The sequence below is a fragment of the Allofournierella sp. genome (genome assembly GCF_048388525.1).
GTDB lineage: Bacteria > Bacillota > Clostridia > Oscillospirales > Ruminococcaceae > BQOK01.
The window spans coordinates 1-21,519 of sequence record NZ_DBGCTQ010000075.1 but is presented as its reverse complement, the minus strand read 5'-3'; the positions used below and the strand labels follow the sequence as shown (position 1 = coordinate 21,519).

Sequence of the window (21,519 nt, the reverse complement as noted above, 5' to 3'; positions counted from 1 at the left end):
AAAAGATGGGGGAAAGCTATACCGGCGTGCCCGCTTTGGAACGGGCGGCGCAGGTGTTGGAACAGGTGCTGCGTGCACCCGCGGGCCTGGCGGCAAAGGAGCTGCACCGCAGCTGCGGGTTCCCAAAGGCTTCGTTTTACCGGCTTTTGCAGGCGATGGAAAAGAACGGCTACCTGGAGCGGGAACCGGAGAGCGGGAGGTATTTTGCGGGCCGCCTTTTTCGCTGTGCCTACCGCAGCCGGGATGAGCGGCTGCAGCAGCTGCGGCAGGCGGCCCAGCCGGGCCTGGAGCGCCTGGCGCAGCACAGCGGGGAAACAGCCAAGCTGAATGTTATTTCGGGCGGGAACTGCTATGTGCTGGCCACAGCGCCCGGCCCGCAGCGCATCCGCATTACGGTGGACGAGGGGGCCGCCTACCCGCTGCACACCGGCGCGGCGGGAAAACTGCTGCTGGCTTATGCGGGCGATGAGGCGATCCGTTCGTACTTTGGCGGAAAAGCCGCCGAGCGGTACACGCCCCAGACCATCACCGACGAGGCGCGTTTTTTGCAGATCGCCCGGGGGATCCGGCAGCAGGGCTTTGCACTGGACACGGGCGAATTTATAGAGCAGATCGGCGCGGCGGCCTGCCCGGTGCGGCTGCCGGATGGGCAGGTGGCCGCGGCGCTAAGCATCGCCTACCCCAACGTGCTGTTTCACGAGGTGCGGATCGAGAAGCTTGTGAAGCTGCTCAAAAACGAGACGGCGCGCCTGGAAAAAGAGCTGGCCCGCTAGGCAGGAAAAAGTAAAAGAGCAGAAGGGGAGCGCTTCCCTTCTGCTCTTTTTGCGTGATGCGCTCAAACCTGGGGGCCGCGCCCGGGCTTCCTTCCGTTTTGAATGCGGGCGAAGAGCAAAGCGCTAGGCCTCGGCCCAAAAACGGGCAAGCTGCCCTTCCAGCTCATCGCTGCCGTATACAAAGCGGCAGTGATCCCAGTGGGCGGGGAAAAGCCGGCGGTAGCCGGCGGCGGCAAAGCGGTCGTCGATCAAAAGCACCGTGCCCTTGTCTTTGGGGGTGCGGATGACCCGCCCGGCGGCCTGCATAACCTTGTTGAAGCCGGGGTAGCGGTAGGCATAGTCGAACCCGCTGCCCCGGGTATCCTCGAAATAACGGCGCAGGGCCTCCTGCCGAGGGTTTACCTGTGGCAGCCCCACCCCAACGACGGCGGTGCCGATGAGCCGGTCGCCCACCAGGTCCACCCCCTCGCCAAAGACGCCGCCCAGGACCGAAAACCCCAAAAGGGTGCCGCCGGACCCCGCCTCGAATTTTGCGAGGAAGGCCTGGCGGGCTTCGTCGCCCATGCCGCTTTCCTGCAGGATGGTGGGCACGTGGGGGTAGGCCCTGCAAAAATGCTCATAAACCTGTGCAAGGTAGGCATAGCTGGGAAAAAAGGCCATGTAGTTGCCGGGCCGGGCTGCCACCAGCGCCGCCAGATACGCCGCAATGGCGCCGAGGCTGCTCTCCCGGTCGCGGTAGCGGGTGCTCACATCCGCCGCGCAGTAAAGGCCCAGGCGCGCGGGGTCGAAGGGGCTGGGCAGAGCCGCGCATTTGGCCGCGGCGCAGCCAAGGATATCCTTGTAATAGGCGGCAGGAGAAAGCGTGGCGCTGAACAGCACGGCCGCCCGGCCGCAGGAAAAGCTCTTGTCCAAAAATGCGCTGGGGTCCAGGCAGAGCTGGCTGGCGCGCACATCGCTGCCAAAAGCGGCAAGCTGGGTGATGTAGTGGTCGTCGTACCCTTCGCTTACCCGCAGGTATTCCCGCACTGAGAAATACACCTCCAGCAAAGCCTCGTGGGCCTCGCCCTCCCGATGTTCATCGAGCCATTCCTCCAAGGGGCCGGTGCAGCGGCCCAAAAGCTTGTTGAATTCGGCCAGGGTTTCGGCCTGGAAAAAGGTGCGGCCCGGTTCGGCCTCGCACCGGCGGCGCAGCTCGATCAGAGCGGCGTTCACCTTGCCCAGTGCGTTCTTGAGTTTGCCCTTGCCGGGGCCGAGCAGCTTTCGGGCGGCGAGGAGCTGGCTTTTTTGCAGATGCGCCGAGTGCATCTCACGGGCGCGGTCGGGCAGGTTGTGGGCCTCGTCCACCAAAAACAGATAGTCGCCGCCGGTTTCAAAAAAGCGTTTGAGGCTGACCACAGGGTCAAAGAGATAATTGTAATCGCCCACGATCACATCGCACCAAAGCGAGAGGTCGAGCCCCAGTTCGAAGGGGCAGACCTGAAACCGCGCTGCAAGCTCTTCCAACAGAGGGCGGGTGAATTCGTTTTCGTTCAGCGCCTGCCACAGCACGTTCCGGATGCGGTCGTAATAGCCGCTGGCATAGGGGCAGGCGTCTGGCGTGCACTCGCGCTTTTCCAGTAGGCAGGCTTTGTCTTTGGCGGTAAGGGTGATGCTTTTCAGCGAGAGCCCCGGCTGCGCGGCGCGCAGAGCGGCAAGGGCCTGCTCGGCGGCGGCGCGGGCGGTGGTGCGGGCGGTGAGGTAAAAAATGCGCTCGCCCCGGCCCTCGCCCATAGATTTGAGCGCAGGAAACAGGGCGCTCATGGTTTTGCCGATGCCGGTGGGCGCCTGGCACAGCAGGCGCCCACCGTCCCGAAAGGTGCGGTAAGCGGCCGCCGCCATGGCCCGCTGGCCGCCCCGGTAGTGGTCAAAGGGAAAGGGCAGGGCCTGCAGGCTGGCGGCCCGGGCCCCGGCCCATGCGGCGGCTCGCTTTGCCCAGGGGGCATATTCGGCCAGGAGCGCCTGCACAAAGGAATTCAGCTCGGCCGCGGTAAAGCGCCGCGTGAAACGAATGATCTTTTCTTCATCCACCTGGAAATAGGTGAGCCGCACCGCCATTTCGGCAAGGCTGTGCTGGGCGGCATAGATTGCCGCGTATACCTGCCCCTGAGCCCAGTGCACAGGCTTCATGTCCTGGGTGATCTGCTCGGACGGGATGGTGACGGTCTTGATCTCGTCCACAGTGACGAGGCCGTCCGCGGTGAAAATGCCGTCGGCCCGGCCGTCGATGAGATAATCGACCCCGGCGGCGCTGTATTCCTGTTTAAGATATACTTCGGCCTCATACCCTGCGCCCGCGGCTTTTTGCAGACGGCGGTGGATGCGCGCGCCCTCGGCGGCTCGGTCAAAGCCGGAAAATCGGCTGTCGATGCTGCCGGTCTGAAGCAAAAATTCCACCAGTTGGCGCACAGGCAAATGCACCTGTTCCAAACCCGGCCGCCCCCTTTGCTTGATGTGTTCGCCTTATTGTACCACATAACATGGCAGGCTAAAAGCAAAAGGTGAAAAAACACCATGGGTGGGGTGTAATTGAGCGAAGGACACAAATCTTTGTGGGAGGGACAGACTTCGACAGCATTTGATGCAAAGCTTGGGGTATCATACGACTTAGCACTTAAAAAAGCGGAAGAGGGATCCAAATGTGTGAATACAGAATGTTCAAACAGCGGCTGTGTTCGCCGTGTGCCGGCGAATACGATACCTGGGGCATCGCTTATTATTGCGGCAGAGAGATGAGGTTTGCCCTGGAGGATGTGGGCTGTGACGAGGCGATGGTGCGGCGGCTGACACATCAGCTCAACCGGTTTGATGTTTCAGTTTGTCATTTCAAAGACGTGGTGCTGGATTCTTTGGAATAGAATACGGAGCGTTTTCCACAAAAAGGAGAACGCTCCGTATTTTTTGCCTGCGGCCCGGCGGGGGCCGCAGGCAACCGGAAGTTTTGAACAAACAGCCCGCGAAAACCGGAGGGACGGGGGCGCGGGGCGAAAGATTTTACAGCCCCAGCTTGGCGTTCAGCGCCGCTGCCGCGGCGTCCACCGCGGAGAAGTCGACGGCGGCGCCGTAAAACGCCTCCAGTTCGTCATGGCTGGCTTTGGCCTCGCACTGCATAGCGCTGGCCTGGGCCAGCAGGTCGGCCGCGGCGCGCCGGTTGAAACGAAGGCGCTTTTTGCGGCAGCGAAGCCGGTCTTTGGCCTCGAACCGGGTGCAATGAATATTCTTTTGGTTCGGAAACTCCATGGAATGCCAGCTGTTGCTGGTGAGAAACGCCAGCCGGAGCTCGGGCAGGAACAGATGGTCGATCTTGCCCTCGGAAAGCGGGCAGGGGCAGGTGACAACGTGGTAGCCGCGCTCTAACCCCAGGCGGCGGAGCGTTTCCATCAGAAGGCTGCTGCAGGCCCCATATTCATCGTGAAAGACCACCAAGGTGTCGGCCAGGGCAGGAATGGTATCGCGGAACACCTTGTGGCCCTGGGGGGTCACGGCGCTGAGCAGGCGTATGCTTTCGCGCCCTTCGCCCCCGCGCCGGGGCAGGTAGCGCAGCGCCAGGCGGTTTGCATAGGCGCGGGCCTTTTCCATATCCGCAGCGCCGGCGGCTGTGCGGCGGCTGTCGGCCAAAAGCTCGGCGGCACTGGAAATATAGCGGGCTGCGCGGCCCTGCAGGCACTTGCAGCGCCGGAACAGGGCAATGATCTCGGCCCGGTTTGCCTTGAGCCGCTTTGTGTCCATAGTATGGTACAGGCTTACCACCTCTTCGGCCGCGCCGGGGTAGGCCGGGTCCAGCGTATGGGGGGCGGTGGCGTCCAGCACGGCGGCAAAGGGCCGGGGCAGGATAACGCCATCGAGGCTGTCGGGGTCGGAGGAACAATGGATGCGCTCCACAGGGTCGCCCGCTTTTTGGGCGATGCGGCGCATCATGGTGCTTTTACCGCAGCCGGGCCCGCTTTTGATGAGATACAGCTGAATGCCCGGTTCTGCGCCGAGCTGCTCAAAATAGCCACGGAAGCCCCCGGGGCCAACCGCGCCCAAAAAGAAATCCACACTTTTTTTGTCGTTTTCCATGGTGAACACCCCTCTCTTTGCCCATGTTATGCCAAGAAAATTTTATTCGCCACACTGCGCGCAAATATTTGCCGCTGATTTTGTATGGTAATAAAAGGAAGGGGGCGAGCGGAATGACGCGTTTTGTGCTGGTGCTGCTGTTCATGGTGCTGTTTGTGGTGTTGTGCAGCCTGTGGGTGGGCGAGAAGTGAGCAACGGTTTTTGTGGGAATAAAATAGCAAAAACGGTTGATTTTAGGGTGGTAAAGTGATAAAATAAATATAAACACACGGCGACAGTATGTGAAAAAGAGGAGGAATATACTTATGAACAAAAAAGCAACGAGCGTGATCGCCTACCTGAGCTGGGTGGGTTGGCTGATCGCTTATCTGGCGGGAGACAAAGAGGGGGCCAAGTTCCACCTGAACCAGGCCGGGGTGCTGGCCATTGCGGGGCTGGCGGCCACGGTGCTTACCTGGGTGCCCATTGTGGGCCGCTTTATGTGGATTGTGAGCATGATCGTGGGCATCTTCGCGCTGGTGGGGCTGATCTACGCCGCGCAGGACCAGGATAAGCCTCTGCCGCTGATCGGCGGCATCACCTTGCTGAAATAAAAGCTTTTGCGCGGAATGCCCTGCAAGCGGCGTTCCGCGCTTTTGTGTGCTGCGGCCACGGCTTGACAAGCGGCGCGGGGGATGCTATCATAACGAAGTCTTGAAAGGCACACTGGAATTGCCGGGGCTATAGATTTACCTGTTTCTGAGTACAAACAGGGGGTCTGTAGCCTCTTTTTTGTGAAAAGGAGTTGATCCCGTTTTGCCGCAGGCTGAAAACCCCATGGGCACAAAGCCCGTGTTCCCGCTGTTGATGGGAATGGCGATCCCGCCGATTATTTCCATGCTCATTCAATCACTTTACAATGTGGTGGACAGCGTGTTTGTGGCACGGCTGTCGCAGGATGCGCTGACCGCTGTGTCGCTTGCATATCCGCTGCAGAACCTGGTGCTGGCAGTTGCGGTGGGCTACGGCGTGGGCGCAAACGCCTTTATTGCCCGAAGCCTGGGCGAGGGCAACCGGCAGGCCGTGGACCGGGCGGCGGGCATGGGGCTGGTGTTCACCGGGCTGCACGCGCTAATCTTTTTGCTGGTGGGCCTGTTTGGCGCGGAGCCCTTTTTGAGGCTGTTTACGCAGGATGCCGGGGTGCTGGCCATGAGCTTAAGCTACACCCGCATCGTGATCTGCCTGGCCTTTGGAACCCTGTTCCACATTTACATTGAAAAGCTGTTCCAGGCGGTGGGCAATATGGTGGTGCCCATGATCCTGCAGGCGGTGGGTGCCATTGTGAACATCGCGCTGGACCCGGTTCTCATTTTTGGGCTGCTGGGCATGCCCGCGCTGGGAGTAACGGGGGCGGCGATCGCCACCATCATTGGCCAGATGACCGCGTGCACGCTGGCCGTGATCTATTTTATCCACACGGATACGGGCATCCATATCCGGCTTTCCGGCCTGCGGCCGCAGGCCGCCATTGCCAAGAAGATCTACGCGGTGGGGGTGCCCTCGTGCATGATGGCGGCCATGCCCTCGCTGCTGGTGGGGGCACTGAACGCACTGCTTGCCACCCTGCACAGCCAGGCGGTGGCAGTGTTCGGTATTTACTTTAAATTGCAGACCTTTGTGTACATGCCGGCGAACGGCCTGGTGCAGGGCATGCGCCCCATCGTGAGCTACAATTATGGGGCCGGGAAGGCCGGGCGCATGCGCGCCACTTTGAAAGACAGCCTGCTGGTGACCGCGGGGATCATGGCGCTGGGAACGGTGCTGTTCTGGGCGCTGCCCGCCCCCATTATGCAGCTGTTTGGGGCCGATGGGGGAATGATGGCCCTGGGCGTGCCGATGCTGCGCATTGCCAGCCTGGGCTTTTTGGTATCGACTGTCGGAACCGTGCTGGCGGGCGGCTTTGAGGCGCTGGGCAAGGGCATGGATTCGCTGCTGATTACCCTGATCCGGCAGCTGCTGGTGATCCCGCCGCTGGCCGTTTGCCTTTCCCGGGTGTGGGGCCTTGCCGGGGTGTGGGCGGCGTTTCCGGTGGCGGAGGGGCTGGCCGCGCTGGTGGCGGTGCTGCTGTTCCGGCGCACGCTGCGCCGGCTGCAAGCACCGGGCGGCGGCGTAAAGGCCTGAAAACACAAACGGTTCAAAAGCCGAAAGGCCCCGGTGCACAGCGTGCGCCGGGGCCTTTCGGCTTTTGAATCATTTGTGCGGGGGTACGATTTCGAGCCAGTAGCCGTCCGGGTCCTGGATGAAATAAATGCCCATGGCCGGATTTTCAAAGCAGATGCAGCCCATGGCGGCGTGCTTTTGATGGGCGGTTTCGTAGTCATCGGCCTGGAAGGCCAGGTGGAACTCGCACTCGCCCAGGTCGTAGGCGCCGGGGTGGTCGCGCAGCCAGGTGAGCTCGAGTTCAAAGGAGCTTTCGGCGTTTGCCAGATACACAATGATAAAGGAACCGTCCGGCGCTTCTTTGCGGCGGACTTCCGCAAGGCCCAGGGCTTCCTGGTAAAACGCCAGCGAGCGGCCGAGGTCGCGCACATTGTAGTTTTCGTGGATCATTTTAAAGTTCATGGGGGTCCTCCGTTTCGGTTTGCCAAACATCGGCGGTGACGATCTGCCCTGCGAAGGGAGCCAGGGCGGGCAGCGAGAGATAGGCCAGCATGGCGGCCCGCTCATCCCAATAGTGCATGGGGAACGCGTGGGCGGTGGGGCAGGCCTTTAAAAAATCGACAAAGCCCCAGGGGGCCGCCGCCTCCTGCCGGGGATCGAGAGGCAAAAACGCGCAGTCGAACCGGGCGCCTGCGATCCGGGCCAGCTCTTCGTGAAAGGCTTTGTCCTGCCAGACGTTGGAGGCCTGGCTCTCGCCTTCCCAGTGCCACCAGTTCAGATCGCCCGCATGATAAAACCGCAGGCCCTCGGCTTCCACCACAAAGGCACAGCCTGTATCGGTGGAACGAAGGGTTTGGATGGAAAGCCCCTCCAGCGAATGCGTTTCGCGGGAGCCCACCCGCAAAAGCGCCGCCCCGTGGTGGATCGGGACCTTTTTGTGCAGGATGTAGCGCACGGCCGGATGCTCTTTGTACAGCTTCCAGATGGCGGGGTCGTAGTGGTCGGGGTGAACGTGCGAGACGAACACGTACAGCGGTTTTTGGGCGTTCAGCGGGGGCAACTGGCCCTTGTACCAGTCAAACAAAAGCAGGGTGTGCTTCAATTCCACCAAAAAGCCGCTGTGATAGAGATGGGTCACTTTCATGGCGCGCGGACCTCCTTTTAAGCTTGCGGGCCGCCCGGAAAGGGGCGCGGGTCAGAGCAGTTCGCGGCGCAGTTCGTCTGCCGGAAGGGGGCTGAGCAGGGCGGGGGCGATGTCCAGCACGGTGCGGCAGCCGGTCTCGCCCGCCTGGCGCAGCCGGTAAGCGGCGCGGGCATAGGCCACGATGACGCTGGAGGTGAATTCGGGGTTGGAATCCAGCTTAAGGCTGTATTCCACCACATGGCTGTGCTCATTTTCCCAGCCGGTGCGGCCTGAGCGCAGCACCGTGCCGCCGTGGGGCAGGCCTGCGTGCCCGGCCGCCAGCTGCTGGGCGGTGATGAAATGAACGGTGGTGTCGTAATCGGCAAAATAGTTGGGCATTTGTTTGATCTCGCGCTCGATGCGGGCAAGATCGGCGCCGGGGGCGGCCACCACAAAGCACTCGCGGGTGTGCTTTTGCCGGGTGGTAAGGGCGGGCTGGCTGCCTGCCCGCACGGCGGCCAGAGCGCTTTCTACCGGAATGGTATACTGCCGCGCGTCCAGCACGCCCTCGATGCGGCGGATGGCGTCTGAGTGGCCCTGGCTGACGCCTTTGCCCCAGAAGGTATAGCTCTCGCCCTGGGGCAGCACCGCCGCGGCATACGCCCGGTTCAGCGAGAACAGGCCGGGGTCCCAGCCCACCGAGATAACGCCCAGCGTGCCGGCGGCGCGGGTGGCCGCGTCCACGGCGGCAAAATGCTCGGGGATCCTGGCATGGGTATCGAAGCTGTCGATCACGGTGAACCACTGGGCAAAGTGCGGGGTCTGTGCGGGGAGGTCGGTGGCGCTGCCGCCGCACAGGATCAGTACGTCGACTGCGTCTTTCATGGCCTCGGCCTTTTCGGCGGGCAGAACGTTTGCGCCGGGGGTCAGGGGATGGACCCCTGCGGGGTCACGGCGGGTAAAGATGGCGGCAAGCTCCATGTCCGGGTTTTGGCGCACCGCGCACTCCACCCCGCGGCCCAGGTTGCCGTAACCCATGATGCCAATGCGGATACTCATAGTATTTCCCTCCACTCAATGCATTCAAAAGCGGGGCGCGCCCGTTTTTACGTTACAAGAATAGCACACGCTGCGCCCCCTGACAAGAAAAAACTGGCCCCCGGGCGGGAATTTATCCCGGCCCGGGGCCAGCCTGCGGGAAAGAACGGGCAGAGCCAGGGCGCGCCCGGAGCCGCTAGCCCACCTGTTCGAGGCTGCGGCGGAGAAACGCGCGGGTCTTGGGGCTTTGGGGGGCACCGAACACCTGAGCGGGGGGGCCCTGCTCCTCGATGACGCCGTCCGCCATGAAGATGACCTGGTCGGACACGCCCTTTGCAAATTCCATCTCGTGGGTGACCACGATCATGGTAGTGCGGCTGCTTTTCAGGCTGCGGATGACCCGCAGCACCTCGCCGGTGAGCTCAGGGTCCAGGGCGCTGGTGGGTTCGTCGAAGCAGAGGATATCCGGCTCCAGCGCCAGCGCACGGGCAATGGCCACCCGCTGCTGCTGCCCGCCCGAGAGCTGGAAAGGGTAGTTCTGCAGCTTGTCGGCCAGGCCCACCCGACCCAGCAGCTCCCGGGCCTTTTGCTCGTTTTCGGCCGCGGCCTGCCGCGCCGCGGATTTTCCTCGACGCTCTTTTGCCAGAAGATCCATTGCAAGGGTGACGTTGCGCAGTACGGTATACTGCGGGAAAAGGTTAAAATTTTGGAACACCAGCCCGAAGTGCAGCCTGCGCTGGCGCAAAGGCTGGGTGCAGGCGGGGCCCCAAAGCTCCTGCCCGGCCACGTACAATTCGCCCGCGTCCGGGCGTTCGAGAAAATTGAGGCAGCGCAGAAGGGTGGTCTTGCCGCTGCCGGAGGAACCGATGATCGAGAGCACCTGACCCTGGTCCAGCGTGAGGTCGATGCCGTTTAAGACCTCCAGCCCGCCGAACCGCTTGCACAGGCCCTTTACTTCCAGGATTGCCATGCCCGTCACCCCTTGTAATAGTTTAATTTCTTTTCGGCCCAACCGAACAGAAGGGTCAAAAGGCCGCTGAACGCCAGATAGAACACGCCGGTGTAAAACAGCGGCCAGACCAGGGCGCGCTGGGCGGCGATGTCCTGCGCGGCGCGGATCAATTCGCCCACCGCGATGACCCGGGCAAGGCTGGTGTCCTTGACCAGGGTGATGATCTCGTTGCTCATGGGGGGGAGGATGCGCTTGGTGACCTGCAGCAGCACGATGCGCCCAAAGATCTGGGCGCGGGTCATGCCCAGCACCTGCCCGGCCTCCCACTGGCCCTGGGGAATGCCCTCGATGCCGCCGCGGTAAATCTCGGAAAAATAGGCGGCGTAATTGATGATGAACGCCGCCAGCACCGCGGCCAGGCGGTTGTGCATGGGCATGCCGAACGCGAGGCCCGGCACATAAAAGACCACCAGGACCTGGAGCATGAGCGGGGTGCCCCGGATCACCCAGATAAAGGTGCGGGTGAGCCAGCGCAGGGGGGCAAAACGGCTCATGGAACCCAGGCAGACCACGAGGCCCAGCGGCAGCGAGGCGGCCAGCGTGACGGCAAAGATCAGGCAGGTGGTTTTGAAGCCCTGAAGCAGTTCCAGCGTAACCTGTAAAAACGACATGGGTGGGATACTCCTTGCAAGGGCGGCACAGGGCCGCCGTATTCACACGAGGGCCGCCCGGGCGTGCCCGGGCGGCGTTTAGGCGTTTAAGTGTTTGATCTTAGCCCTTGGCTTCCAGCAGGGGAAGCACCGAGGGATATTTTTCGGCCAGCGCGGCAACGGTGCCGTCGTTTGCCAGCTGCTGCAGCGCGTCGTTCACCTTGGCGGTGATATCGCTGCCCTTGCGGAAGCCGATGCCGTATTCCTCCTTGGAGAGCTCGATGCCCTCCACCACCATGAGGTCGCTGTAGCTGGTGCCCTCGCCCACCGAGGCGTAGGCCATGACCGCGTCGATCACGGCCACGTCCGCCGTGCCGGATTTGAGCTCCAGCAGGGTGTCGCGCTGGGCCTGCACGGCGGTAAGCTGCGCGCCTTTGAGGGCCTCGCTGCCCTCAACGCTTTTGGCGCCCGCGCTCTCGGCTTCGGCCACAAAGCGGGCGCCGGCCATGCTTTCGAGAGTGGTGTAGACCGAGGCATTGGCCTTGTTGATCACGCACACCTGCATGTTGCCGCTGTAGGGAACAGAAAAGTCGATGCTCTCTTTGAGATCATCCAGAATGGTCATGCCGTTCCAGATGCAGTCGATGCTTTTGCTTTGCAGTTCCACCGTTTTTTGATCCCAGTCGATCTCCACAAACTCGGGGGTCACGCCCAGCTTGGCGCACACCGCCTCGGCCAGTTCGGTGTCGAAGCCGATGAGCTTTTGGGGATCCTGCGGGTCGTAATAATTCATGGGGTCGAACAGGGTGATGCCGATCTTCAGGGTGCCTTTGTCCTGCACGTACTTCCAATCGGATTCGCCGGTCTGGCCGCAGCCAGTGAGCATGCCCGCCGCCAGAGCGGCGGCCGCCAAAAAGGAAACGATCTTTTTCATGAGTAAACCCCTCCTCTGATGCTTTAGTAATTTAGCACAGTAGAATAATAGCATGACAGAGCGAAAAGGGCAAGGCTTTTTTGCAAAGTTTTCTAAAACGCCGGAAAAACGGGGCGTCGGGCCGGCGGAGGTTGGCGGATACGCACAAAAAAGCAGGCCGCACATGCGGCCTGCCAAGAAAGAAAAGGAGATTAAGCGCCCAGAGCGGCCAAGGCGCGCCCCACAAAAATGGGCAGCTGCTTTTGCCACCAAGGCCAGTCGTGCGCGGAGTCGGTGCCCCACAGCTCCAGGGTATGGGGCACCTGGCGGGCTGCAAGGGCCGCCGCCAGCTCGCGCGTTTCGGCCAGAAAGCGCTCCTCGTAGGGGCCCTGCCCGCAGCAGAGAAGCAGGGGGCCGCCCGTGGGGAGCTTTTCACGGGGGAGCAGGCGCAAAAGGTCCACCGGGCTGCTGCGCAGGGTCAGATCATCGGAATACCCGCCGAACCAGCCCCCCGCTTTGTAGCTGCCCGAGAGGCCCACCGCGCCGCAGAAAAGGGCGGGCCGCCGCAGATACAGGCTCACGGCGTGCAGCGCGCCGAGCCCCGCGCCCATTGTGAGCAGGCGGCGATCGCCCCGGCCCGCTTCGCCGGCAAGCCCGAGCGCGCGCGGCGCAAGCTCGCCGCAGAGATAATTGAACCACCGCTCCTGCATTTCAGCGCGCGGCCGGCCTTCCCCCACGGAGAGCCAGCTCTCGCCGTCCACGCCGTCGGCACAAAAAAGCTGAAGCTGCCCGCCCTCGATAAAAGGGGCGAGAGAGGGCGCAAGGCCGCGGTCCTCCCAGTCGTAAAAGCGGCCGCCCTCGCACGGGAGCGCCAGGCATGGCTGCCCGGCGTGGCCGTAGACCTTGAATTCCATCTCGCGCTTTAAAAAACGGCTGTATTCTTTATAATAGCTTGTTTGCATAAAAGGGCCTCCCAAAGATCGCGGCCGGCCGCCCCGCGCAAAAAACGGAGAAGCGCTTTTTCAGAGTAGGGCCGCCGGCTGTTTTTACCAGTATACCAGAGGCGGCGAAGGGCGGCAAGTGCCCTGCGATTTTCTTGACAAAGATCACCGGGCGAGTACAATTAAAGGAAATGCGCGCCCGGCAAAGGGCGCGGTGAGGGAAAAGGGGAAGAGGAACATGGATGCGGTAAAAAACTTTTTGCACAAAAAGAATGTGGAGATCAGCGCCAAGCGCTACGGGGTGGACGCGCTGGGGGCCATGGCGCAGGGGCTGTTTGCCTCGCTGCTGATCGGCACCATTCTGAACACGCTGGGCACGCAGCTGGGGTTGGGCCTGTTCAACGAATTGGGCGGTTATGCCACCGGCGTGGCGGGCCCCGCCATGGCGGTGAGCATCGGCTTTGCGCTGCAGGCCCCGGCGCTGGTGCTGTTCTCGCTGATCACGGTGGGGGCGGCGGCAAACGCCCTGGGCGGCGCTGGCGGCCCGCTGGCGGTGCTGGTGGTGACCATTCTGGCCTGCGAGGCGGGCAAGCTGGTGTCGAAAGAAACAAAGGTGGATATTTTGGTCACCCCCTTCGTGACCATCTTTGTGGGGGTGGTGCTGTCGGTCTGGTGGGCGCCCGCCATTGGCGCGGCGGCCTCCGGCGTGGGGGCGGTGATCATGTGGGCCACCGAGCTGCAACCCCTGCTGATGGGCATTGTGGTGAGCGTGGTTATCGGCATTGCGCTGACGCTGCCCATCTCGTCGGCGGCGATCTGCGCCGCGCTCTCGCTCACAGGGCTGGCCGGCGGCGCGGCGGTGGCGGGCTGCTGCGCCCAGATGGTGGGTTTTGCGGTGCTTTCGTTCCGCGAGAACCGCTGGGGCGGCCTTGTGAGCCAGGGGCTGGGAACCTCGATGCTGCAGATGGGCAACATTCTGAAAAATCCGCGCATCTGGCTTCCGGCCATTTTGACCAGCGCCATCACGGGGCCGCTGGCCACCTGCGTGTTCCGGCTGGAGATGAACGGCCCGGCGGTTTCTTCCGGCATGGGCACCTGCGGGCTGGTGGGCCCCATCGGGGTGTACACCGGCTGGGCAAACGAGGTGGCTGCGGGCACCCGCGCGGCCATTACCGGCATGGACTGGCTGGGCCTTGCGCTGATCTGCGTGGTGCTGCCCGCCCTGCTGTGCTGGGCGTTCGGGCTGCTGCTGCGCAAAAGGGGCTGGATCAAAGAGGGCGATCTGACCCTGGCGGAATAAAAAGTACGGCGGCCGGGGCACAAACGCCTCGCCCGCCTGTTCTTTTGCGGTGTGGTGTGGTATACTAACCGCGTGTGCGGTTAGTATAGCTTATTTAAAGGGCGTTCGCCTCGCCGCCCCTTGGGCGGCAACCGGCGAAGGCGCCAATTATACCATGCGCGCTGCGCGCTTATGGTATAATAGCCCCAGCGGCTAAACTTGGGAAGGGAGCGTGCGGCGTGAACGCGTTTTTATTGATGATCCCGCTTTTTTTGATCCGCTTCGGCCTGCTGGGCGCCCTGAACAGGGAAGCGGTGGGCCGGGCCGCGCGGTTTGCCCCACTGGAAGGAAAAGAGCGGATGGCTTACCTTTTTTATCAGGTCTCCAATCTCTTTTTGATCCTGTATCCGGCCTTTTTGAAGGTGCAGGCTGCGCCGCCGCTGTTCTGGGCGGGGCTTGGCGTGTACATTGCAGGCATAGCGGTTCTTGCCGCCACCACCGCCGCCTTTGCCAGACCGGATGAAAAAGGGCTGAACACGGCCGGGGTCTATAAGCTTTCCCGCAACCCGATGTACGTGGGATATTTTTTGGATTTTCTGGGCTGCGCTGTGCTGGCGCGTTCCTTGCTGCTTTTTGCAGCGCTGCTGGTATTCCAGACCGCGGGGCACTGGATCGTGCTCTCGGAGGAAAGATGGTGCGCGGCGCAGTTTGGAGAAGAATACAGGGCTTACATGAAACGGGTGCGGCGTTATATTTAAAAAAGGGCCGAAAAGCCCTTTCACAGGAACGGCGTCCAGGATCGCGGTGATGGGGGAATGGAACTTTGCCCGGGCGGTCGAACAGGCGGGAAGGGTTTTGAAATTTTGAGAAAAGAGGCGCGGTTGTGGGATATAAAATATACGACCGGCTGGACCCGCTGTTTGAGACAGCGAGCCTGCTGCTGCTCTGCGCGCAGGGCGATGCGCGTTTTGTGCGGGAGGAAACGATCCGGCATCTGAACGAGTTTGGGCTGGAGGGGGAGGCGTTTTATGCGCGGCACGGGAAAGCTTACGATAAATACTTCCGGGTGTTTGCGGAAAATCAAAAGCTGGAACCGGGCGACAAGGAGCTGCTGCAGGGCAGCTATGCCGTATTTTTTATGCGGGTCCTGCCTTTTTTGCAGGATCCCAGCCAGGTGGAACGAAAAGATTGGGACGCCCGCCGCCTGACCGAAAGCTGCGTGCACGCCTGCGGCGTTTATTTTGAGGAGGAATGGAAGCTGCCCCTGGGAGAAACCCTGCGGGACGCCGGCGCGCTGCTGGAACTGGTGCGGAAAATGGACCTGGACGAAGCGGACCGCTGGCGGGCCTTTGAGCTGCTGTGCGATCCGGTGCCCTCGTTTTTGCGCATGGCGGCCCTGCTGGAGCGCAACCTGCCCGCCCAAAAAAAGGCGCAGCAGGCGGTGGCAAAGCCGCTGCAGGCGATGATCGGCGGGATGGGCACCGACCCCCTGCGCCTGGGCGGCGCTTACTTTGTGAAAAAGCCGCAGAACGTGACAAGCGTGTGGCCCAGCCTGGCGATCGCCTTCGGCCTGCTGCTAGTGGACGAGGTGGGCTATTGCGGGCTGCTGTGCGAGCCGCTGATGGAGCTGGCGCAGGGCAAGGGCGAGGCGGACCAGATGCTGGCCGCGCGCCTGAAAGCCCTGGGAGACAAAACGCGGCTGGCGATCATGGATGAGCTGCGGCGGCCGGGCGGCAGCTACAACGCTGAGCTGGCCCAAAAGCTGGGGCTGACCCCCGCCACCATCTCGCACCATTTAGACCTGCTGCTCACCGCCGGGCTGCTGGAAATGCGCCAGGAGGACAAGCGCCTCTATTGCAGCGTGAAGGAGCGGGCGGTGGAGGAGGTGGCCGGGGCGCTGTGCCGCCGCTTTGGTGGCACGGAAAAATAAAGGAAAAACGATTTGCGGGCGCACCCTTCGGGGTGCGTTTTTTTGTTTGATGAATTATAAAATATTTTATATATAGTTTGACATATATCTAATATTATGCTATGCTTTGTGCCATCCGGAATAAGGGGGAGAAAAAGCTTGAAAGAATGCATGAAGAAGAACAAGGGGCTGCTGGCGCTCACCGCGCTTGCCGGGGTGGCGGCGTCGAGCGCCATGGTGCTGCTGGCACTGTTTTTGCAGAGGATCACCGACGTGGCCCTGGCCGGGGACATGGATGGATTTTTAAAGGTGCTGCTGGCCGCCCTGCTGTATCTGGCCGCCCTGGGGAGCCTGTATTGGATTTACGAGCTGCTGGGCAAAAAGCTGATCAGGCGCATCACACTGTTGCTGCGCCGCCGGGTATTCCAGGGGGTGTTCCGCCGCGGGTACGAGGACTACACCGAGCACAACACGGCGGATTATATCTCGGCGCTGACCAACGACATAAAGCAGGTAGAGGAGAATTACATCCAGCCGCTGCTGCTCACCGTGGAGAGCGCGGTGATGTTTTTGGTGACCCTTGGGCTGCTGCTGTACTTGAGCCCGCTGGTCACCGCCTGCCTGGGGGTGGGGCTGGTGGTGATGTTCCTGGTGCCCTCGCTGTACGGCAAGGCGCTGGAGAACAGGCAGGAGGGGTATTCGCAGCAGATGGCGGTGTTTACCGCAAAGCTGAAGGATCTGTTTTCCGGGTACGAGGTGATCCGGGCGTATGGAATGAAAAAAGCGGCGGGGAAAAGTTTTGAACGGGAAAACGAGGCGGCGGCGGACGCAAAGTACGCGGCGGACCGCCTGTTTGCCGCCAACCAGACCCTGTCGCAGATGCTGGCCGCGCTGACCCAGTTCGCGGTGATTTTTTTGGCGGCGTTTTTGCTGCTGAAGGGCCGGATCACCATGGGCGCCGTGATCGCGTTTATCCAGCTGAGCGGCACATTCATCCAGCCGGTGATGGCGTTGCTGCAAAACCTGCCCAAGGTAAAAAGCATGAAGCCGGTGCTGGAGCGGCTGGAAGGGCTGGCCGATTATGAGCCGGCGGACTTTACCGGGGCAAAGGCGCCCACCTTCCGCCAGGGGATCGAGGTGCGGGACCTGCGCTTTTGCTATGAACCGGGCCAGCCGGTGCTGCAGGGCCTTTGGTGCGGGTTTGAGCGGGGCAAAAAATATGCGGTGGTGGGCGAGAGCGGGTGCGGCAAGACCAGCCTGATCCGGCTGCTCACCGGCTGCTACGCCGGGTACGACGGCGCCATTTGCTACGACGGAGAGGAGCTGCGCGGGCTGGATGTGGAGGCGCTGCAGCGCATGGCGGCGGTGATCCACCAGAACGTGACCATGTTTGACGAGAGCATCCGTTACAACATCTGCCTGGGCGAAGAGTTTTCGCAGGAGGAACTGGAACAGGCGCTGCGGCTTTCCGGCGTGGCGAAGTTTTTGCCGCAGACTCCCGCCGGGCTGGATTCACCGGTGGGGGAAAACGGGGCCAACCTTTCGGGCGGGCAGCGCCAGCGCGTTGCCATTGCCCGGGCGCTGATCCGCAAAACACCGCTGCTGATCCTGGACGAGGGCACCAGCGCGGTGGACCTGCAAACGGCTATGGACATTGAGCAGCAGCTGCTGGCGGTGCCGGAACTGACCTTGATTACCATCACCCACAAGCTGGATCCGGAGCTGCTGGGAAGCTACGACCAGGTGCTGTTCTTAAAGGGCGGTGCGGCGCAGGGCGCTGGCGGTTTTGCCGACCTGCACCAGGAAAACGAGGCGTTTCGCGCATTCTGCGGCGTGCACGCCGCGGCGCAGGTATAAATTGACCTTAAAACGGCACCGGTGATTTTATCATCGGTGCCGTTTATATTTCGGTTTATAAAGAGTTGATTTCCTGCGCTTTACAATTTGCCGGATCGTCGGTTTGGTTTTCGGGTTGACAACGGCTTTTTTGCTGGCTGTAGAAACACAGGGCCCATAGAAGATAGTCTTTCTTTTGTCTGGCTTCTTCCAAATGCCGCGTGAGCTCAGCCTCGGGGATGGGCTCACGGGTCAATTCTTCTACAAAGTCGATGTTCTCGATTATCCAGAGAACGACCCTTTGCGCTTCTGCAGGAGCTTCTCTAAGGCGCTGCTGGAATTCGTAAAAATTTTGATCGGTGCCATTTTGCGTGTTTTTTGTATGGGGTTCCATCGGAACAGAGCGCTCCAACTTATCAGACATGTCAACCTCCTAAAATCAATATGAATTTGTGGGTGCCGTATTGATTTTATCAGAAAGGAAATGAAAATATGGGAATGGATACATTCCAATTTCAAAAAATAAATGCTTTTTGAAATTTTCAAGAGAATGATTGCCGTTATAACCCATTAACTTGTGGCTAAAACAGAACAATGATGCCCCCGCAGCAAACCGCTGCGGGGGCATCATTGTTCTGTGGCCGTTAACGGCCCCGGTGCTTTTCCAGACGTTTTTGCCGGCGCAGCAAAAACGTCTGTTCGGCCAGCGCCTGCCGGCGCTGCTTTTGTTCTTTCTGCCGTTTTTCCTTGTTCTGCCCGCGCTGAGCAGCAAGCGCCTGTTGGGCCTTGGTGCCCACCCCGTGCTGCGCCAGTGCCTGGGCGGCTTGCCGCTGGGCCCGCTTGGGGCTTGCCGGCCGCCAGGGAACGGGTGCCTTTACTGCGGGCGAGAAGCGCAGCGTGTGCCAGCGCTCCAGCACCCACTGCCAAACCTCCTGGTCGCTTGGTTCAGCCCCAAAGGTGGTTTTTGCGGCGGTGAGCTTTCCCTGGCAGTGCCGCTGCACCACGCCCACCCAAAAGGGCGCCTCGAAATAAACGGTGAGCGAAAGATAACCTGTGTCCATTGCGCGTTCCTCCCTAAAAATAAACTCAGGGAACGGACGACCCCGGGAGGGGGAGGGCTACTTGCGGTGCGCCGCCGCCTTTGGACTACCAACCAAAGTGTGTTTTTATCCCTGCAGCGCCATTATAGCACAAAGGGAGGCAAAACAAAAAGCCGGCCACAAATGTGACCGGCCATTTTGCTTTGCTGCATCAATCAGATCGCGCGGGTAACCTTGCCCGAGCGCAGGCAACGGGTGCAGGCGTAGATGTACTTCGGAGAACCGTCTACGATAGCCTTAACACGCTTCACATTGGGCTTCCAGGTCCGGTTGGAACGCCGGTGAGAATGGGACACCTGAATGCCGAAGGAAACGCCCTTGCCACAACAATCGCACTTTGCCATTTGCTGCACCTCCTCATAATCAAGTCGCTAAAATATAATATCAGACCCTGCACAAAATTGCAAGCGATTTTTTGAAATATCTGCACAAAAGCCCGGTAAAATTACAATTCACTTGTGTAAGCGATCCAAAACCGGTATAATAAAACGTAATATGTGCAAAAACGAATCAAAGGAGGCTGCCGCATGGGGCTGCTCAGCACAACGCAGATCTTGAGTTACCTTGCCCGGGCGCTGGTGATGCTGATCGTGATCCCGGTGCACGAGGCCGCCCACGCTTTTGTGAGCGCCAAGCTGGGCGACACCACCGCAAAGGACGCGGGCAGGCTCACCCTGAACCCGCTGGCGCACTTTGACCCCATCGGCGCGCTGTGCATGATCGTGGCGGGCTTCGGCTGGGCAAAACCTGTGGGGGTGAACCCGGCCCGCTTTAAAAACCCCAAGGCCGGCATGGCCCTCAGCGCGGCGGCGGGGCCCGTTTCCAATCTGCTGCTGGCGTTCGTGGCCACCATTGTGTACAAGCTGGTGCTGTTTTTTTACCCGGCGCTGCCCGGCGGCATTTTTTCGGACCTTTTGTATCTGTTCACCTTATATATGGTGCTGATGAACGTTTCGCTGGCGGTGTTCAACCTGATCCCGCTGCCCCCGCTGGATGGCAGCCGCATGCTGCTGGTGTTTCTGCCAAGGCGGCTGTATTTCAAGGTAATGCAGTACGAGCGCTATATCTTTTTTGCCATGGCCGCATTGCTGCTGCTGGGGGTGTTCGACCGGCCGCTGGCCCTTGTGAACAACTGGGTGCTGAACCTGCTGTTAAAGCTTACCGGTTTTGTGGACCTGCTGCTGCGGGCCGCCTCCGGCGTGAGCGTGTGATATTAAAAGAGAAAAGAGCTGCACATGGAGACCCTTACTTTTAAACTGGAAGAGTTTGAAGGCCCGCTGGATCTGCTGCTGTATCTGGTGAGCAAAAACAAAATGAACCTTTACGAGGTGGCGATCCTGGACCTGATCGACCAGTATACGGCGCTGATCGACACGCTTGCCACGGGCAGGCTGGAGGTGGCCAGCGAATTTATCGAGATGGCCGCCCGCCTGGTGCAGATGAAGAGCTTTCTTTTGCTGCCCCGCAGCGAGGAAGCCGAGCGAATGAAAGAGGAACTGACCGGCCAGCTGATCGAATACAGCGCCTGCAAGGAGATCGCGAAGAAAATGGGCGAGGCGGCGGCCCGCACGTTTGCGGCGGTGCGCGAACCGATGCAGATGGAGTTTGACAATACCTACACCCTGAAGCACGAGCCCTTTTTGCTGGAGCAGGCGTGGAACGCCCTGATGGGGCGCGGGCTGCGCAGGGCCCAGCCCAACCAGGAGCGCTTTGAACCGTTGGTCACCGCGCCCTTTGTATCGGTGGCGAGCCGGGTGGTGCATGTGCTGCGCAGCCTGGTGACGGGCAAGGTGAGCCGGCTGCGCAGCCTGTTCCCCAAACAGGACAGCCGCAGCCAGACCGTGGCCACCTTTTTGGCTGTGCTGGAATTGGTGCGCGCCGGGCGCGTGACCATTGGCGACGACGAGACCCTGTCTGTGCGGCGGGGATATGCAAAAGCGCAGGAGAGCTGAAGTTATGGACTTGAAAGAATGCAAGGGCGCCATTGAGGCCATGCTGTTTGCGCACGCGGAGCCGGTTACAGCGGCGCGCCTGGCCGAAGTGCTGGAGATCGAGCAGCCTACGGTGGAGCGGGTGCTGCTGGCGCTGCGGGACGATTATTCCGAGCCGGGCCGGGGCCTGTGCCTGCTGCAGCTGGAGGACGCCTGGCAGCTCGCCACCAAAAACCAGTACGCGCCGCCAGTCAAGCGCATTCTGGACACCCGCCGCAATACGCCGCTCTCGCAGGCGGCGCTGGAGGTGCTGGCGATCATTGCCTACAACCAGCCGGTGTCCCGCGGGTTTGTGGAGCAGGTGCGGGGGGTGGATTCCTCGTCCACCGTGGCGAAGCTGCTGGAAAAGGGGCTGATCGAGGAGGCGGGCCGGCTGGATTTGCCCGGCCGCCCGGTGAGCTTTCGGACCACGGAGGTGTTTTTGCGCACCTTTGGGCTGGAGAGCCTGGCGCAGCTGCCGCCGCTGCACGGCGACGAGCTGCCGCTGGAGCAGTATGCCGAGACCGGAGAGCTGCCCGAGAACACCGAGCCGCCGCAGAATAGGGGAGAGGCGTAAATGGCCGTTTTGTGGCTGATCCTGAAGGTGCTTTTGTGGATCCTCCTGGGGCTCTTGGCCCTGCTGGCGGCGGCCCTGCTGGCGCCGGTTACGGCAGAGCTTGGGTGGAGCGGCGAAAAGGGAACCTGGGCCAATGTGCGGGTGCTTGGCGTGCGCATCCGGCTTTTCCCCCGGAAAGAAAAGGCAGAAAAGAAAAAGAGTAAAACGCCAGGCGGCGGAAA

At 61.3% G+C, this 21,519-nt stretch carries 25 protein-coding genes; 13 read left to right on the top strand and 12 right to left on the bottom strand.

The window, feature by feature from the left end; all coding sequences use genetic code 11:
* The first annotated feature begins 5 nt into the window (after positions 1-5).
* On the top strand, positions 6-773 hold the full coding sequence (locus ACMLHZ_RS09790; RefSeq protein WP_418667544.1) for an IclR family transcriptional regulator: 768 nt from the start codon (positions 6-8) through the stop codon (positions 771-773).
* A 123-nt stretch (positions 774-896) separates the two neighbouring features.
* On the opposite strand, the gene ACMLHZ_RS09785 is transcribed toward ACMLHZ_RS09790, so the two are convergent.
* Complete coding sequence (locus tag ACMLHZ_RS09785; protein ID WP_418667551.1) at positions 897-3,230, bottom strand: ATP-dependent DNA helicase; 2,334 nt, start codon at positions 3,228-3,230, stop codon at positions 897-899.
* Between the two features lie 218 nt (positions 3,231-3,448).
* Between ACMLHZ_RS09785 and ACMLHZ_RS09780 the strand changes: the two genes are divergently transcribed.
* On the top strand, positions 3,449-3,667 hold the full coding sequence (locus ACMLHZ_RS09780) for a hypothetical protein (RefSeq protein WP_418667543.1): 219 nt from the start codon (positions 3,449-3,451) through the stop codon (positions 3,665-3,667).
* A gap of 136 nt (positions 3,668-3,803) precedes the next feature.
* Here ACMLHZ_RS09780 and ACMLHZ_RS09775 read toward each other — a convergent pair whose 3' ends face one another.
* Complete coding sequence (locus ACMLHZ_RS09775) at positions 3,804-4,871, bottom strand: hypothetical protein (RefSeq protein ID WP_418667542.1); 1,068 nt, start codon at positions 4,869-4,871, stop codon at positions 3,804-3,806.
* Between the two features lie 68 nt (positions 4,872-4,939).
* Between ACMLHZ_RS09775 and ACMLHZ_RS09770 the strand changes: the two genes are divergently transcribed.
* From ACMLHZ_RS09770 to ACMLHZ_RS09760, 3 genes are all read left to right on the top strand, one after another.
* Positions 4,940-5,062, top strand: a complete 123-nt coding sequence (locus tag ACMLHZ_RS09770) for a hypothetical protein (RefSeq protein WP_418667541.1) — start codon at positions 4,940-4,942, stop codon at positions 5,060-5,062.
* Positions 5,063-5,176: 114 nt separating this feature from the next.
* Positions 5,177-5,464, top strand: coding sequence for a hypothetical protein (locus tag ACMLHZ_RS09765; protein WP_418667540.1), 288 nt, complete (start codon positions 5,177-5,179; stop codon positions 5,462-5,464).
* 202 nt (positions 5,465-5,666) lie between these two features.
* Positions 5,667-7,031: an MATE family efflux transporter gene (locus ACMLHZ_RS09760; RefSeq protein ID WP_418667539.1), complete on the top strand. Its 1,365-nt coding sequence runs from the start codon at positions 5,667-5,669 to the stop codon at positions 7,029-7,031.
* Positions 7,032-7,100: 69 nt separating this feature from the next.
* Here the strand turns inward: ACMLHZ_RS09760 and ACMLHZ_RS09755 are convergent, their stop codons facing one another.
* From ACMLHZ_RS09755 to ACMLHZ_RS09725, 7 genes are all read right to left on the bottom strand, one after another.
* Complete coding sequence (locus ACMLHZ_RS09755; RefSeq protein ID WP_418667538.1) at positions 7,101-7,472, bottom strand: VOC family protein; 372 nt, start codon at positions 7,470-7,472, stop codon at positions 7,101-7,103.
* A complete protein-coding gene (locus ACMLHZ_RS09750; protein ID WP_418667537.1) occupies positions 7,462-8,154 on the bottom strand; it encodes an MBL fold metallo-hydrolase in 693 nt (230 codons plus the stop codon). Before ACMLHZ_RS09750 ends, ACMLHZ_RS09755 begins: the two co-directional genes overlap by 11 nt.
* A gap of 51 nt (positions 8,155-8,205) precedes the next feature.
* Positions 8,206-9,192 carry a diaminopimelate dehydrogenase gene (locus ACMLHZ_RS09745; RefSeq protein ID WP_418667536.1) on the bottom strand — a complete coding sequence of 329 codons (987 nt, stop codon included), beginning with the start codon at positions 9,190-9,192 and terminating at the stop codon, positions 8,206-8,208.
* A gap of 175 nt (positions 9,193-9,367) precedes the next feature.
* Positions 9,368-10,141, bottom strand: coding sequence for an amino acid ABC transporter ATP-binding protein (locus ACMLHZ_RS09740; protein WP_418667535.1), 774 nt, complete (start codon positions 10,139-10,141; stop codon positions 9,368-9,370).
* A gap of 5 nt (positions 10,142-10,146) precedes the next feature.
* A complete protein-coding gene (locus ACMLHZ_RS09735; protein WP_418667534.1) occupies positions 10,147-10,794 on the bottom strand; it encodes an amino acid ABC transporter permease in 648 nt (215 codons plus the stop codon).
* Positions 10,795-10,894: 100 nt separating this feature from the next.
* Positions 10,895-11,707: a transporter substrate-binding domain-containing protein gene (locus ACMLHZ_RS09730; protein ID WP_418667533.1), complete on the bottom strand. Its 813-nt coding sequence runs from the start codon at positions 11,705-11,707 to the stop codon at positions 10,895-10,897.
* A gap of 191 nt (positions 11,708-11,898) precedes the next feature.
* The gene (locus tag ACMLHZ_RS09725; protein ID WP_418667532.1) at positions 11,899-12,648 is read right to left on the bottom strand and encodes a hypothetical protein; all 750 of its coding nucleotides are present in this window, start codon (positions 12,646-12,648) and stop codon (positions 11,899-11,901) included.
* A 217-nt stretch (positions 12,649-12,865) separates the two neighbouring features.
* Here ACMLHZ_RS09725 and ACMLHZ_RS09720 point away from each other — a divergent pair, with 217 nt between their 5' ends.
* The 4 genes from ACMLHZ_RS09720 to ACMLHZ_RS09705 all read left to right on the top strand — a co-directional run bounded on the left by ACMLHZ_RS09720 (position 12,866) and on the right by ACMLHZ_RS09705 (position 17,672).
* Positions 12,866-13,927 (top strand): PTS transporter subunit IIC, encoded by a 1,062-nt coding sequence (locus ACMLHZ_RS09720; RefSeq protein ID WP_418667531.1) that lies wholly within the window; start codon positions 12,866-12,868, stop codon positions 13,925-13,927.
* Positions 13,928-14,145: 218 nt separating this feature from the next.
* On the top strand, positions 14,146-14,664 hold the full coding sequence (locus ACMLHZ_RS09715; protein WP_418667530.1) for a methyltransferase family protein: 519 nt from the start codon (positions 14,146-14,148) through the stop codon (positions 14,662-14,664).
* Positions 14,665-14,789: 125 nt separating this feature from the next.
* Positions 14,790-15,836: an ArsR/SmtB family transcription factor gene (locus ACMLHZ_RS09710; protein WP_418667529.1), complete on the top strand. Its 1,047-nt coding sequence runs from the start codon at positions 14,790-14,792 to the stop codon at positions 15,834-15,836.
* Between the two features lie 138 nt (positions 15,837-15,974).
* Positions 15,975-17,672, top strand: coding sequence for an ABC transporter ATP-binding protein (locus ACMLHZ_RS09705; protein WP_418667528.1), 1,698 nt, complete (start codon positions 15,975-15,977; stop codon positions 17,670-17,672).
* A 55-nt stretch (positions 17,673-17,727) separates the two neighbouring features.
* Here ACMLHZ_RS09705 and ACMLHZ_RS09700 read toward each other — a convergent pair whose 3' ends face one another.
* From ACMLHZ_RS09700 to rpmB, 3 genes are all read right to left on the bottom strand, one after another.
* On the bottom strand, positions 17,728-18,075 hold the full coding sequence (locus ACMLHZ_RS09700; RefSeq protein ID WP_418667527.1) for a hypothetical protein: 348 nt from the start codon (positions 18,073-18,075) through the stop codon (positions 17,728-17,730).
* Positions 18,076-18,295: 220 nt separating this feature from the next.
* A complete protein-coding gene (locus ACMLHZ_RS09695; RefSeq protein WP_418667526.1) occupies positions 18,296-18,712 on the bottom strand; it encodes a YjdF family protein in 417 nt (138 codons plus the stop codon).
* Between the two features lie 194 nt (positions 18,713-18,906).
* Positions 18,907-19,095, bottom strand: a complete 189-nt coding sequence (gene rpmB, locus ACMLHZ_RS09690) for a 50S ribosomal protein L28 (RefSeq protein WP_177521756.1) — start codon at positions 19,093-19,095, stop codon at positions 18,907-18,909.
* 183 nt (positions 19,096-19,278) lie between these two features.
* Between rpmB and ACMLHZ_RS09685 the strand changes: the two genes are divergently transcribed.
* The 4 genes from ACMLHZ_RS09685 to ACMLHZ_RS09670 form a co-directional block, all read left to right on the top strand.
* Positions 19,279-19,962 carry a site-2 protease family protein gene (locus ACMLHZ_RS09685; RefSeq protein WP_418667525.1) on the top strand — a complete coding sequence of 228 codons (684 nt, stop codon included), beginning with the start codon at positions 19,279-19,281 and terminating at the stop codon, positions 19,960-19,962.
* A gap of 24 nt (positions 19,963-19,986) precedes the next feature.
* Positions 19,987-20,703 (top strand): segregation and condensation protein A, encoded by a 717-nt coding sequence (locus tag ACMLHZ_RS09680; RefSeq protein WP_418667524.1) that lies wholly within the window; start codon positions 19,987-19,989, stop codon positions 20,701-20,703.
* A gap of 4 nt (positions 20,704-20,707) precedes the next feature.
* A complete protein-coding gene (scpB, locus tag ACMLHZ_RS09675; protein WP_418455472.1) occupies positions 20,708-21,298 on the top strand; it encodes an SMC-Scp complex subunit ScpB in 591 nt (196 codons plus the stop codon).
* Positions 21,299-21,519: hypothetical protein (locus tag ACMLHZ_RS09670; RefSeq protein ID WP_418667523.1), on the top strand; the 221-nt coding region annotated here is incomplete at its 3' end.

Excerpts from the sequence above, each read along its gene's own strand:
- ACMLHZ_RS09765 (WP_418667540.1), top strand. The coding sequence starts at position 5,177 with ATGAACAAAAAAGCAACGAGCGTGATCGCCTACCTGAGCTGGGTGGGT.
- ACMLHZ_RS09700 (WP_418667527.1), bottom strand. The coding sequence starts at position 18,075 with ATGTCTGATAAGTTGGAGCGCTCTGTTCCGATGGAACCCCATACAAAA.
- ACMLHZ_RS09680 (WP_418667524.1), top strand. The coding sequence starts at position 19,987 with ATGGAGACCCTTACTTTTAAACTGGAAGAGTTTGAAGGCCCGCTGGAT.
- ACMLHZ_RS09725 (WP_418667532.1), bottom strand. The coding sequence starts at position 12,648 with ATGCAAACAAGCTATTATAAAGAATACAGCCGTTTTTTAAAGCGCGAG.
- ACMLHZ_RS09790 (WP_418667544.1), top strand. The coding sequence starts at position 6 with ATGGGGGAAAGCTATACCGGCGTGCCCGCTTTGGAACGGGCGGCGCAG.
- ACMLHZ_RS09755 (WP_418667538.1), bottom strand. The coding sequence starts at position 7,472 with ATGAACTTTAAAATGATCCACGAAAACTACAATGTGCGCGACCTCGGC.
- ACMLHZ_RS09720 (WP_418667531.1), top strand. The coding sequence starts at position 12,866 with ATGGATGCGGTAAAAAACTTTTTGCACAAAAAGAATGTGGAGATCAGC.
- ACMLHZ_RS09775 (WP_418667542.1), bottom strand. The coding sequence starts at position 4,871 with ATGGAAAACGACAAAAAAAGTGTGGATTTCTTTTTGGGCGCGGTTGGC.
- ACMLHZ_RS09685 (WP_418667525.1), top strand. The coding sequence starts at position 19,279 with ATGGGGCTGCTCAGCACAACGCAGATCTTGAGTTACCTTGCCCGGGCG.
- ACMLHZ_RS09750 (WP_418667537.1), bottom strand. The coding sequence starts at position 8,154 with ATGAAAGTGACCCATCTCTATCACAGCGGCTTTTTGGTGGAATTGAAG.
- ACMLHZ_RS09735 (WP_418667534.1), bottom strand. The coding sequence starts at position 10,794 with ATGTCGTTTTTACAGGTTACGCTGGAACTGCTTCAGGGCTTCAAAACC.
- ACMLHZ_RS09730 (WP_418667533.1), bottom strand. The coding sequence starts at position 11,707 with ATGAAAAAGATCGTTTCCTTTTTGGCGGCCGCCGCTCTGGCGGCGGGC.
- ACMLHZ_RS09695 (WP_418667526.1), bottom strand. The coding sequence starts at position 18,712 with ATGGACACAGGTTATCTTTCGCTCACCGTTTATTTCGAGGCGCCCTTT.
- rpmB (WP_177521756.1), bottom strand. The coding sequence starts at position 19,095 with ATGGCAAAGTGCGATTGTTGTGGCAAGGGCGTTTCCTTCGGCATTCAG.
- ACMLHZ_RS09745 (WP_418667536.1), bottom strand. The coding sequence starts at position 9,192 with ATGAGTATCCGCATTGGCATCATGGGTTACGGCAACCTGGGCCGCGGG.
- scpB (WP_418455472.1), top strand. The coding sequence starts at position 20,708 with ATGGACTTGAAAGAATGCAAGGGCGCCATTGAGGCCATGCTGTTTGCG.
- ACMLHZ_RS09780 (WP_418667543.1), top strand. The coding sequence starts at position 3,449 with ATGTGTGAATACAGAATGTTCAAACAGCGGCTGTGTTCGCCGTGTGCC.
- ACMLHZ_RS09740 (WP_418667535.1), bottom strand. The coding sequence starts at position 10,141 with ATGGCAATCCTGGAAGTAAAGGGCCTGTGCAAGCGGTTCGGCGGGCTG.